The organism is Pseudoxanthomonas fibrivorans (assembly GCF_041464125.1).
Taxonomy (GTDB): domain Bacteria; phylum Pseudomonadota; class Gammaproteobacteria; order Xanthomonadales; family Xanthomonadaceae; genus Pseudoxanthomonas.
This window is the reverse complement of record NZ_JBGNUG010000001.1, coordinates 601520-614148: the sequence shown is the minus strand read 5'-3', so window position 1 is coordinate 614148 and position 12629 is coordinate 601520. Positions and strand designations below refer to the sequence as shown.

Sequence of the window (12629 nt, the reverse complement as noted above, 5' to 3'; positions counted from 1 at the left end):
TTTCGTATCCCCCTGGATTGCAACGGAAAATGCCCGCGGAACGCTTTGCCCTGGACAGCCACTCGGTGCTGGCCCTCGACGGGCCCGACGCCCTCGCCTTCGCCCAGGCGCAATTCAGCAGCGACGTGGCGGCCCTGCCCGCCGGCCACTGGCACTGGAGCGCGTGGCTGACGGCCAAGGGGCGCGTGATCGCGGTGTTCGCGCTGCTGCGCACCGGCGAGCAGTCGCTGCGGCTGCTGCTGCCCGATGCCGATGCCGCCGAACTGGGCGATGCGCTGCGGCGCTTCGTGTTCCGGCGCAAGGTGACGGTCGCGCCGCGGCCCGACCTGCACGCGTCCGGGGCGTTCGATGCGCCGGCGCTGGCGGCCGGGGCCGTGCTCGACGGCGGCGGCGAGCGGGTCGAACTGGACTACGGCGCGGCCGGCCTGCCGCGCCGCCTGCGCCTGTCCATCGAGGCGGCACCGGTCGATCCGCAGGCGCGCCGCGCCTGGGACGCGGCCGACCTGCGGCTGGGGCTGCCGCGGCTGCCGCCAAGCCAGCGCGAGCAATGGACGCCGCAGCAGCTCGGCCTCGACCGGCTCGACGCCTTCAGCGTGAAGAAGGGCTGCTACCCCGGGCAGGAGATCGTCGCCCGCACCCATTTCCTCGGCCGCGCCAAGCGCGAGGCGCTGCTGCTGCAGGTGGCCGGGGTCGCCACGGCCGGCGCGGAGGTGGTCCAGGACGGCCGCCCGATCGGCACGGTGGCCAGCGTCGCCGGGGCTTCGCCGACCCTGGCGCTGGCCGTCCTCCCGCTGGAGCGCAGCGCGTCGCCGCTGCAGGTCGAGGGCCAGGCAGCGACGGTCGAACCCTTCATCGCCGGACTGGCGCGCTGACCCCCCTGCGGCCCGGCCGGCGCTCCGGCTCAGGCCGCCAGCCGCACCCCGTCCGCCGGATCGAAGAAGTGCAGGTGCGCCGGATCGGCCCGCAGGTGCACCTGCGCGCCCGGTGCGGGCAGCGCCTGCGGCGGCAGCCGCGAGACCAGTGCCCGCCCGGCGAAGTCCAGGTGCAGGAAGGCTTCGCTGCCGACCGGCTCGACCACGTCCACCCGCGCCTGCAGCCCATCCGCGGCCGGCAGCAGGTGCTCGGGACGCACCCCCAGCGCCACCCGGCGGCCGAGCCAGGCCGGCGGCACCTGGGCGCCGGGCAGCGGCACGTCGCCGCCCTGCCCGTCCAGGACCAGGCGCAGGCCGTCGGCCGCGAGCAGTTCGCCCTCGAGCACGTTCATCGCCGGGCTGCCGAGGAAGCCGGCGACGAACAGGTTGGCCGGGCGTTCGTACAGCGCCATCGGCGTGTCGATCTGCTGGATCCGGCCGGCGTCGAGGACCACGATCCGCTGGCCCAGGGTCATCGCCTCGACCTGGTCGTGGGTCACGTAGACCATGGTCGCGCCGAGCCGCTGGTGCAGCCGCGCGATCTCGGTGCGGGTGGAATGGCGCAGCTTGGCGTCCAGGTTGGACAGCGGCTCGTCGAGCAGGAACACCGCCGGCTCGCGGACCAGGGCACGGCCCAGCGCCACGCGCTGGCGCTGGCCGCCGGACATCTCGCGCGGGCGCTTGCCGAGCATGCCTTCCAGGCCCAGCATCGCCGCCGCGCCGGCGACCCGGCGCTCGACGTCGCCGCGCGGCATGCCCCGCAGCTTGAGGCCGAAGGCCAGGTTCTCGGCCACCGTCATGTGCGGGTACAGGGCGTAGCTCTGGAACACCATGGCGATGTCGCGGTCCTTCGGCGCCACGTCGTTCACGATCCTGTCGCCGATGCGCAGGGTGCCCGAGGTGATGTCCTCCAGGCCGGCGATCATCCGCAGCAGGGTCGACTTGCCGCAGCCGGAGGGGCCCACCAGCACCATCAGCTCGCCGTCGGCGATGTCGAAGCTGGCGCCGTGCACGGCGACCTGGCCGTTGGCGTAGACCTTGCGCACCTGATCCAGCTGCAATCCCGCCATCCTGACCTCCGGGAATACGTATGCGTGACGACCGCGCGGCCGCATCGGCCGGTTCGCGTACCGCTGCGATCATGGCATGCACGCCCGGCCCGAGGCGACCACGCCGCGGCCACCGCGGACCCCGCGCCCGCGCCGGGATGCAGGCGCGAGAAGGCCTGGCGCCGCGGCCTTCACCTGCCGCCGGGCCCCGGCCGGGCACGCGCCGGGCGACGCCACCGTGCGCAGGAGGATGGAGCGACCGTTTCCGCGGACACCATATTGACCACTGGACAAGAAGTGCGGCGGACGGCGATATTTCGACAGTTTGCACACCCCCACGTACGGGCCGAGTTCCACCCGTGCGACGCCATCGTCCGCGCGGCGGACGCGACCCACGAGAGAAGCTACGGACCCGATGTCACACGCCACGGAAGCCCACCGGATGCATGACACCCTGCTGCTGTTCGGCGCCACCGGCGACCTGGCCCAGCGCTACCTGTTCCCCTCGCTGCTGCGCCTGCAGGGCGACGGCCTGCTGCCGGCGGACTTCCGCGTGCGCGCGCTGGCGCTGTCGCCGCACGACACCGACAAGTTCCGCGCGATCCTGCGCGAGCGGTTCGCCTCGCTGGGCCACTACACCCCGACCGCCGAGCAGGTCGAGCAGTTCCTGGCGCGGGTCGACTACCGATCGGTCGACATGCGCACGCCCGAGTCCGTGGCCGAGGCGGTGCGCGACCTGGTCGACCGCCCGTGCGTGAGCTACCTGTCGATCCCGCCGGGCCTGTACATCAGCACCTGCGAGGGCCTGTCCCTGGGCGGCGCGTTCCGGGCGCCCAACCGGCTGATGCTGGAAAAGCCGATCGGCGCCGACCTGGCTTCGGCCCGCGAGATCAACGCCGCGATCGGCGGGATGATCGACGAGGACCGGATCTTCCGCATCGACCACTACCTGGGCAAGGCGGCGGTGCAGAACCTGCTCGCCCTGCGCTTCGGCAACACCCTGCTGGAAGCGGTCTGGAACCGCACCTACATCGACTCGGTCAACATCCTGGTCTCGGAGACCGAGGGCGTGGACGGCCGCAACGCTTACTACGCCCGCTCCGGCGCGCTGCGCGACATGGTCCAGAGCCACATCCTGCAGCTGCTGTGCCTGGTGGCGATGGAGCCGCCGGCCTCGCTGGGCGCCGACCGCATCCGCGACGAGAAGGTCAAGGTGCTGCGCGCGCTGCGGCCGTTCAGCGCGAGCGAGGCCAGGCGCCACAGCGTGCGCGGCCGCTACATCGCGGGGATGATCGATGGCGCCCCGGTGCAGGCCTACGCGCCGCCGGATGACAGCGATGTCGAAACGTTCGTCGGCGTCACCGCGCACATCGACAACTGGCGCTGGGCCGGCGTCCCGTTCCACCTAGTCACCGGCAAGCGCATGGCCGAGCGCTCGACCGTGGTCACCGTGACCCTCAAGCCGGTCAGCCACTGGCTGTTCGAACGGCCCGACGGCGCCCACGCGGCGCCCAACCGGCTGACCTTCCGCCTGCAGCCGCAGGAGGACATCGAACTGGGCCTGATGAGCAGCCTCGCCGGCCCCGAATGGGGCACGCTGGAGCTGCAGCCGCTGGAGCTGGAGCTGTCCTCGGAGACCGGCCAGAACCGCCGCATCGCCTACGAGCGCCTGTTCCTGGACGCGCTGCACGGCAACCACGCCCTGTTCGTCCGCAACGACGAGGTCGAGGCGGCCTGGGCGTGGATCGACAGCGTGGTCGACGGCTGGAAGCGCGGCGACGCGCCGCTGGAGTACTACCCCGCCGGCACCTGGGGGCCGCGCGAGGCGGCGGGCTACCTGCCGGCGCAGTTCGACGCGGTCGCGCACCCGCGACGCCAGGGCGCATGAGCATGTCGCCCCCGTTCTTGATCGCGGACATCGGCGGCACCAACGCCCGCTTCGCGCTGGCCGACACCGCGCTGGCCACGCCGCTGATCGAGGACAGCGTGCGCGAGTTCGCGGTGGCGCAGTTCCCGTCGCTGGCGGAAGCGGCGCGCCACTACCTGGACGAGGCGGGTGCCAGCGCGAACCGCGGCGTGTTCGCCGTGGCCGGGCGCGTGGACGGCGACGAGGCGCGGATCACCAACCACCCGTGGGTGATTTCCCGCACCCGCACCCGCGACATGCTCGGCTTCGAGCAGGTCCACCTGATCAACGATTTCGCCGCCCAGGCGATGGCCATCAGCCTGTACCGGCCGGAAGACGTCGTCCCGGTCGGCGGCGTGGCCTGGACCCCGGCGCCGCTGGACGAGCCGCGCACCTACGCCGTGCTCGGCCCGGGCACCGGCCTGGGCGTGGGCGGCCTGGTCGTGCGCGACGGACGCTGCTACCCGCTGGAAACCGAAGGCGGCCACGTCAGCTTCCCGCCGGGCACGCCCGAGGAGATCCGCATCCTGGAGATCCTCTCGGCCCAGTTCGGGCGGGTCTCCAACGAGCGCCTGATCTGCGGCCCCGGCCTGGTCAACATCCACCGCGCCCTGTGCGAGATCGCCGGCGTGGACCCCGGGCTGCTCGAGCCCAAGGACATCACCGCCCGCGCCGCCCAGGGCGATCCGCTCGGCATGCGCGCGGTCGACGTGTTCTGCGCGGTGTTCGGCGCGATCTCCGGCGACCTGGTCCTGACCCTGGGCGCCTGGGATGGCGTGTTCCTCACCGGCGGCCTGGTGCCGAAGGTGCTCGAATCGCTCCGGCACTCCGGGTTCCGCCAGCGCTTCGAGTACAAGGGCCGCTTCTCGCCGACCATGGCGCGGGTGCCTTCGCTGGCCGTGGTCAACCCGCGCGCCGGCCTGCTCGGCGCCGCCGCCTACGCGGTCGACCTGCTGCGGCGGGAGGGCGCATGAAGCCGAACCCGGTCAAGCACGACTCGCGGATCGAGTGGATCGAGCACCGCGACCCGGAATCCTGGGTCCACGGCATCGCCCAGGACATGGAGCGCATGCTCGCGGTGGAACTCGCGATCCGCGGCCGCGCGCGCATGCTGCTCTCCGGCGGCACCACCCCGGCGCCGGCCTATGCACAGCTGGCGGTCGCGCCGCTGGACTGGTCGAAGATCACGGTCGGCCTGGTCGACGAGCGCTGGCTCTCGCCGCAGGACAGCGCCAGCAACGCGCGCCTGGTCCGCGAAAGCCTGCTCGAGCGCGCCGAGGTCGGCCGCTTCGAGCCACTGGTGCGCGAGGGCCTGACCCTGGCCGAGTCGGTGCACGCGGCCAACGTCGAGGCCCGCCACGCCGACGAGGCCTGCGTCGCGGTGCTGGGCATGGGCAACGACGGCCACACCGCCTCGCTGTTCCCCGGTTCGGTCGACCTGGAGCGCGTCCTGGCCAGCGACCAGCCGTATGCGGCGCTGGACGCCACCGGCTGCCCGGTATCCGGCGACTGGCCTCTGCGCATCACCCTGACCCCCGCCGGCCTGGCACGCACGCGCCACCGCCTGCTGCTGCTGCGCGGCGACACCAAGCGCGAGGTGTTCCTGCGCGCGCTCGACGGCGACGACATCCGCGAGCTGCCGATCCGGGCCGCGCTCGGCATCGGCCTGGAACCGGTGCGCGTGCACTGGGCCCCATGACCGCGCCCCGCTGCACGCCGGGTACCGCCATCACCCCGGCCCCCGGCGACTGAACCGGGGTTCGACACGAAGTCCTTCCGGGTCGATCCGGCCGGGAACCGCCCCCACCTCCTAAGGCACACGCCTCATAGCCCCACGCCAATGAGCCTGCATCCGAAGATCCAAGCCATCACCGAGCGCATCGCCAAGCGCAGCGCGCCTTCGCGCGCGGCCTACCTGGCCGGCATCGACCAGGCCCTGCGCAACGGCCCCAACCGCAAGCCGCTGAGCTGCGCCAACCTGGCCCACGTGTTCGCCGCCTGCGGCGACACCGACAAGGCGCGTCTGCGCGGCGAGGCCACGCCGAACCTGGGCATCATCACCGCGTACAACGACATGCTCTCGGCGCACCAGCCGTACGAGCACTATCCCGAGCGCATCCGCGACCTGGCCCGCCGACTCGGCGCCACCGCGCAGGTCGCCGGCGGGGTGCCGGCCATGTGCGACGGCGTGACCCAGGGCCGCGGCGGCATGGAACTGTCGCTGTTCTCGCGCGACGTGATCGCCCAGGCCGCGGCCATCGGCCTGAGCCACGACGCGTTCGACGCCGCGCTGTACCTGGGCATCTGCGACAAGATCGTGCCCGGCTTGCTGATCGGCGCGCTGGCCTTCGGCCACCTGCCGGCGCTGTTCGTGCCGGCCGGGCCGATGCCCGCCGGCATCCCGAACAAGAAGAAGGCCGAGGTGCGTGAGCGCTACGCCGCCGGCGAGGCCAGCCGCGAGGAACTGCTCGAGGTCGAGGCCCAGTCCTACCACGCGCCCGGCACCTGCACCTTCTACGGCACCGCCAATTCCAACCAGGTGCTGCTGGAGGCGATGGGCGTGCAGCTGCCCGGCAGCTCCTTCATCAACCCGGGCACGCCGCTGCGCACCGCGCTGGACGACGAGGCCGTGCACCGCGTGCTGAAGATGACCGCGCTGGGCGACGACTACCGGCCGCTCGGCCGGCTGATCGACGAGCGCGCGATCGTCAACGCGGTGGTCGCGCTGATGGCCACCGGCGGCTCGACCAACCACACGATCCACTGGATCGCCGTGGCGCGCGCGGCCGGCGTGGTCCTGACCTGGGACGACATGGACCAGATCTCGCAGGTGGTGCCGCTGCTGGCGCGCGTGTACCCGAACGGCGAGGCCGACGTGAACCGCTTCCAGGCCGCCGGTGGCGTGCCGTTCGTGTTCCGCGAGCTGCTCGATGCCGGGCTGATGCACGACCTGGAGACCGTGGTTCCGGACGGCATGCGCGCGTTCACCCGCGAACCGCGCATCGTCGACGGCCGGCTGTCGTCCGAACCGGCGACGGCGGCCAGCGGCGACCTGTCGGTGGTCCGCACCGTGGCCGAACCGTTCGAGGCCCAGGGCGGGCTGCGCCTGCTCCGCGGCAACATCGGCCGCGGCCTGATCAAGCTGTCGGCGGTCAAGCCCGAGCACCGCTACGTCGAGGCGCAGGCGGTGGTGGTCGACGCGCCGCAGAAGCTCAACAAGCTGCATGCCGCGGGCGTGCTGCCGCACGACTTCGTGGCGGTGGTGACCTGGCAGGGCCCGCGCGCCAACGGCATGCCGGAGCTGCATTCGCTGGCGCCGCTGCTGGGCATGCTGCAGAACCAGGGCCGGAAGGTGGCGCTGGTCACCGACGGCCGCCTGTCCGGCGCCTCGGGCAAGATCCCCGCCGCGATCCACGTCACCCCGGAAGCGGCGCGCGGCGGCGCGATCGGCAAGGTCCGCGACGGCGACCTGGTCCGCCTGGACAGCGAGGCCGGCACGCTGGAGGTGCTGGTGGATGCGGCGGAGTTCAACGCCCGCGACGTCGCCGCGAACACCAGCCCCGCGCTGCATGACCTGGGCCGCAACCTGTTCGCCAACAGCCGCGCGCTGGTCGGGCCGGCCGACCAGGGCGCGCTGTCGATCTCCTGCGGGCCGCCGGCGCACGACGGCCGCGCCTGGGACTACGACGCCGAGTACGAACTCGGCGGCGACGCGGACGCGGCGCTGGCCCCGCACGAGTCCAAGGACGCCTGATCGCGGCAACAGAGCCGTCGCGGCCACGCGTCGGCTCCGGCTGCGCAGGCGCGCGCGTGCGCTGGCACCACGCAGGCGCGCGGACGACCATCGCGATCAAGCCCGACCCGGCATCCCTTCGACCTCCCTGGCGGCGACCGCGTAACACGCACGCGTCGCCGGCATGGCGTGGACCGTGCGACGCCCGCGGCCCGATCGATGCAACGGCAACCGACGCGTCCGCCATCGGCGCAGGCGCTAGAATGACCGCGAACCCCGCATCCGGAGCCGCCGTCCCCCCATGAGCATCGCCGACACCCAGGCCCAGGCCGAACAGCTGTTGCGCGCATCCGGCATCCTGCCGGTGGTCACCGCCGACAGCGTGGACGAAGCGCGCAAGCTGTCCACGGCGCTGCTGAAGGGCGGCCTGACCGCGATCGAGCTGACCTTGCGCACGCCGGCCGCGCTCGATGCGCTGGTCGCGCTGAAGAAGGAACTGCCCGGGATTGCCGTGGGCATGGGCACGGTGCTGACCGTCGAGCAGATGCAGAAGTGCATCGAGCTGGGCGCCGACTTCCTGGTCACGCCCGGCACCCCGCCGGAACTGGCCGACGCGCTGGCGAAGGCGCCGATCCCGGTGGTGCCCGGTGGTGCCACCCCGACCGAGTTCCTCTCGCTGATGGCGCGTGGCTTCCGCGTGTGCAAGCTGTTCCCGGCCACCGCGGTCGGCGGCCTGTCCATGCTCAAGGGCCTGGCTGGACCGATGGCGGAGCTGAAGATCTGCCCGACCGGCGGCATCACCGAGGACACCGCGGCCGAGTTCCTCGCCCAGCCGAACGTGGTCTGCATCGGCGGCTCCTGGATGGTGCCGAAGAACTGGCTCAAGGCCGGCGAGTGGGACAAGGTCGAGGCCAGCGCGGCCAAGGCCGCGGCGATCGTCGCCGGCGTGCGTGCGCGCTGACCCCTCCTGGCGCGGACGACCGGGTCTCCGCGCCGCGCTCCACGCCTGAGACCGCTACGCGCAGGCCTAGCGCGGACCGGCGAACGACACGAGCAGCCGTTCCCGGCGCCACTGCCAGGCCTGCAGCAGGTACCAGCCCGCCAGCAGCAGGCCGAGCTGCCATTCCAGCGCGTTCTCGAGCCGGTCCTGCCGCACGCGGTCGTGCAGCAGCGCATCGCCGGCCACGTTGCCGGCGCCGAGCAGCAGCATCGCCGCACACACGGCCACCATCGCCCGCCACTGGCGCCGCGACGCACCGCACCGCCCGTCCCGGAGCCACCGGCGCAGGAACACCAGCTGCGCCAGGAAGCCGCAACCGAAGAACACGGTGATGCCGTAGCGGCGCAGGAAGCCGTAGGCGGCGCCTTCGGTGCCCAGGAAGGTCGCATAGACGCCAAGCGCCGCGGCGCTGGCCAGCCCGAGTCCTGCGAGCAGCCGCGATCGCGGACCCGCGCTGGCGACCCAGCGCGACGCCAGCCACCAGTGCGCCGCCACCAGCACCGCGCACGGCAGCATCAGCAGCCGGAACAGGTGGTTGCCCAGCCCGTGCCGTGCCGCGCGGCTGATCGAGGTGCAGCCGTCCCAGTACGGGTTGCAGGGTTCGATGTAGCCGGCGCGCAGCGACAGCCACCATGCCAGGTGCGCGGCCACCAGCATCACCAGCGCGATCGCCAGCGGGAGGATCCACAACGGAAGGATGCTGCGCGTCATCGCCGGCCTCCGTTCGCCTTGCCGGATTGTAGGCGCGTGCCGGCCGGTGCAACGCGGACCGGGCCGGACGGGCGGCTGTCCGCCGCGGCACATCCGGTGGAGGGTGCCGGGCCTGCGGGGCCCGGCGCGGACGACCTCCCCTCAGGCGTGGCGCGTGGCGCCCGTCAGGGCGTCTTCGCCGCCACCCGCACCTGCGCACCCGGGCGGGTGATGCGCAGTTCGCCCTCGCGCCATTGCGCCGGCACGCCGTCGATGGTGGTCGTGCCGGGCGGGTCGCGGTACGGCCAGGGCAGCACGAGCCCCCCCGGAGGCAGGCCGGCATCGGCGGACACCTCCAGCCGCAGCTCGCCATCGACGCGACGCAGCAGGTAGCCGAGCCGGCCATGCGGCGTGTACAGGCCCTCGATCACGATGCCCTCGCCGTCCAGCCAGTCCACCGGCACGCCGGCGGCCAGCACCAGGCTGTCGTCGCGCTCGCGGGTGTAGGCGAACATGTCCAGCGCCGAGCGCAGGAAGTCCGATGCCACCCATGCATGCGGCAGGTCGCCGACGAAGAAGGGGCTGCGCGGCGTGCGCGAGACCACTTCGGCCCACTGGTTCCAGTCGGCCGGGGCGCGATCCCTGAAGAAATACTCGGTCGCCTCCCAGGCGCGCTCGCGCCAGCCCAGGCGCACGAACGCGGCCACGTTCCGCCATTCGTACGGGGTGTAGTCCTTCCATTCGCGCTGGCCGTCGCGGCGTTGCACGAACTCGCGCCAGTACCGTTCGAAGGTGTTCTCCAGCAGGTCGCGCGGCAGCCAGTCCTGCTCGCCGCCGGGCGCCAGCGCGATCGTGGTCGAGGTCGGGTCGAAGTCGCCCAGCTCGGCCGCCCCCGGCAGGTAGTCGATCCCGTGCCGGCGCGTGGCCGCGCGCAGCGAGGCGGCCAGGTCGGCGCGGAACTGGTCGCGCGCCTTCGCCATCCGCGCCGCATCCGCGTCGCGGCCCAGCGCGCGGGCGATCTCCACCGCGTCCTTGTAGCCGCGCAGCGCCCAGAAGTTGTCCCAGTACGAGTGCATCGGCTTGGCCGAATAGCCCTCGTGGCTGATCGACGCGGGCATCATCCCGTAGAAGGCCGGGTCGAGCCGTCGGTTGGCCTCGGTGCGCTCGCTCGCGCGCAGCTGCTCCATGTAGCCGAACGCGCCGGCCACGTGCGGCCACATCGCCTCCAGGAACGCGCGGTCGCCGGTATAGCGCCAGTATTCGGCGATGTTGAAGATCAGCTCGCCGTGGCTGTCGTTCTCCGGCACCGGGTCGCTGCCCCGGTCGTCGACGCAGCATGGCACCTTGCCGTTGTCGAACTGGTAGGGCGCATACCACTCCAGGTACTCGCGCACGACCTCGGGCCGGCCCAGCCGCAGCAGGCCTTCGGAAATCATCGCCCCGTCGCGGATCCAGCTGCGCGAGTAGGAACGCGTGCCCGGCTGCAGCCTCGCTCCGATCCGCGACACCAGCATGTGCGCCAGCGCGGTATGCACCGTGTCGGAGAATGCCTGCCCCTGCGGCGGCAGGCGCAGGCGCACCTGGCCGAGCAGGTCCTGCCACTGCGCCTGCGCCGCCTGCACCGAGGCGGCCAGGTCGAATCCCTCCGGCATCCGCGCCGGCCCGTCCAGCGGCGCGACCAGCGCCACGTCGCGCACCTCGCCCGGGGCCAGGCGCATGCGGTACAGCAACATGCCCGAGGCCAGCCCGGTCGGATCGTCGACCGAACGCGTGGCGGGCACGTCGCCGGCGGCCAGGCGCATCACCTCCAGCCCGGCATCGAACGGCGTGGCGAATGCAGAATCCGGCGCAGCGACAGCGAACACGCGTGGCTTGCCATCCACCACCACGGTGCTTCCCTCCAGCGCGAGCTGCCCGATCCGGCTCACACCGCCCACTGTGTTGAGGAACTGGCTCGGCGGATTGACCTGCAGCGGGCGCACCGCCAGCGCGAGGGTGACCTCGCGTGGCCGGTCGCCCCGGTTCTCCAGTCGATAGCGCATCACCAGCTGCGAATCGCCCGGCGTGCCCTGGGCGAAGGCGAGCACGTCCAGCAACGGGGCCGTCGCGGCTGCCTCCGTGCCGGTCCAGGTCACGTTCGGCATCGGGATGCCACCCGGCCGCAGCCCCTGCGACGTGCGCACGTCCGCCCAGCTGCGCAACTGGCCGCCCTCCATCAGGAACGGCTCGATGCTGAAGCCACCGCGCGAAACCTCGATCGCGCCGTCCTCGCCGATCAGTCCCTGCTCACGGCCGCCGTCGATGCCGACGATGGTCCAGTACGGCTGCTCGCCGCTGAAACCGCGCGGCAGCCAGCCCCGCGGCAGGTCGGCCGCCACCGCCTTGACGAAGTCGTTGGGGTGGGCGGAGAACGCAAGCGGCTGCACCTGCGCCTCGGCCAATGCGTAGCGCCCGCCGTCGAAGTCCAGGGCGATCCGCCGCGACTCGACTTCCGGCAGCGCCAGCCAGTCGGTTTCGCCGCGCCCTGCGTCCACGCGCCGCACCTCGCGCCAGCCGCCGCGCGCGTCCTCCAGCGACACCGTGTAGCCCGCTGGCCGCCTGTCGGCCGCGGCCCAGTGCAGGCGCAGGCCGCCGAACTCGCGCACCTGGCCGAGGTCCAGCACCAGCCGCTGCTTGCCGCTGGCCTGCCAGGCGGTGGACAGGTCGCCGTCGATCGCCAGCGCCGCGGTCGCCGGCGAGCTCGTGGCCGTGGCCGACGCGGCCCCGGGCGGCGTGGCCGGATCGACCGGCAGCGGCTCGAAGGTCAACTCGTCGAAGCACACCGACCCGGCGCCGCCGGCGTTGTTGTAGATCGTGAACTCGATCTTCGCGCTGCGCCGCAGGACCTTGTCCGGGTCCGGGCCCCAGGCCTTGGAAATGTGGCGCTGGCGGTAGCGCACCTCGCTCCACCCAACCGGGAAGTCGTACCTGGGCCGGTTCACCCACCACACGTTGTCGCCGCTGGCGTCGACCAGCTTGAACTGCAGGTCGTTGGCCGGCGAGTCGCCGCGCAGCTGGAACGCGAAACGGTAGTTCTCCGGGAATTCCAGCGGCAGGTCGCGCTGGATGCCTGCATGGCCGGACACCCCGTTGAAATCGTAGTCCAGGCACAGCGCCTTGCCGCGGGTGCCGTCGACCTGGCGGAGCGAACCGCTGACCTGGTTCGAGGTGACCACGCGCCACGGCGAGGCGTCCTCGAACCCGTCGAGGACGCGCGGCTGCGCCATGGCCGCCACGGGCACGATGCAGGCCAGCGCCAACGCGGCCAGACGACGACGCACGCAGGCCGGCAACCTCGGAA

At 72.7% G+C, this 12629-nt stretch carries 9 protein-coding genes; 6 read left to right on the top strand and 3 right to left on the bottom strand.

Translation table 11 applies throughout. The features are described from left to right. Positions 1 to 29: 29 nt before the first annotated feature. Complete coding sequence (ygfZ, locus tag ACA089_RS02935) at positions 30 to 872, top strand: CAF17-like 4Fe-4S cluster assembly/insertion protein YgfZ (RefSeq protein ID WP_372013220.1); 843 nt, start codon at positions 30 to 32, stop codon at positions 870 to 872. Between the two features lie 29 nt (positions 873 to 901). Here ygfZ and ACA089_RS02930 read toward each other — a convergent pair whose 3' ends face one another. Then, positions 902 to 1981, bottom strand: coding sequence for an ABC transporter ATP-binding protein (locus ACA089_RS02930; RefSeq protein ID WP_372013218.1), 1080 nt, complete (start codon positions 1979 to 1981; stop codon positions 902 to 904). A gap of 421 nt (positions 1982 to 2402) precedes the next feature. On the opposite strand from ACA089_RS02930, the gene zwf reads away from it, so the two are divergent. The 5 genes from zwf (at position 2403) to eda (ending at position 8560) form a co-directional block, all read left to right on the top strand. Continuing rightward, positions 2403 to 3848, top strand: a complete 1446-nt coding sequence (zwf, locus tag ACA089_RS02925; RefSeq protein ID WP_372013216.1) for a glucose-6-phosphate dehydrogenase — start codon at positions 2403 to 2405, stop codon at positions 3846 to 3848. 2 nt (positions 3849 to 3850) lie between these two features. After that, positions 3851 to 4840: a glucokinase gene (gene glk / locus ACA089_RS02920; RefSeq protein WP_372017626.1), complete on the top strand. Its 990-nt coding sequence runs from the start codon at positions 3851 to 3853 to the stop codon at positions 4838 to 4840. Then, entirely contained in the window at positions 4837 to 5565 is a 729-nt protein-coding gene (pgl, locus tag ACA089_RS02915; RefSeq protein ID WP_372013214.1) for a 6-phosphogluconolactonase, read from the top strand. The genes glk and pgl overlap by 4 nt, the downstream gene beginning before the upstream one ends. A gap of 141 nt (positions 5566 to 5706) precedes the next feature. Next, positions 5707 to 7620 carry a phosphogluconate dehydratase gene (gene edd / locus ACA089_RS02910; protein ID WP_372013213.1) on the top strand — a complete coding sequence of 638 codons (1914 nt, stop codon included), beginning with the start codon at positions 5707 to 5709 and terminating at the stop codon, positions 7618 to 7620. A 280-nt stretch (positions 7621 to 7900) separates the two neighbouring features. After that, on the top strand, positions 7901 to 8560 hold the full coding sequence (gene eda / locus ACA089_RS02905) for a bifunctional 4-hydroxy-2-oxoglutarate aldolase/2-dehydro-3-deoxy-phosphogluconate aldolase (RefSeq protein WP_372013211.1): 660 nt from the start codon (positions 7901 to 7903) through the stop codon (positions 8558 to 8560). 66 nt (positions 8561 to 8626) lie between these two features. Here eda and ACA089_RS02900 read toward each other — a convergent pair whose 3' ends face one another. Next, entirely contained in the window at positions 8627 to 9310 is a 684-nt protein-coding gene (locus ACA089_RS02900) for a hypothetical protein (protein ID WP_372013209.1), read from the bottom strand. A gap of 164 nt (positions 9311 to 9474) precedes the next feature. Further along, positions 9475 to 12555 (bottom strand): discoidin domain-containing protein, encoded by a 3081-nt coding sequence (locus ACA089_RS02895; protein ID WP_372017624.1) that lies wholly within the window; start codon positions 12553 to 12555, stop codon positions 9475 to 9477. Between the last annotated feature and the right edge of the window lie 74 nt (positions 12556 to 12629).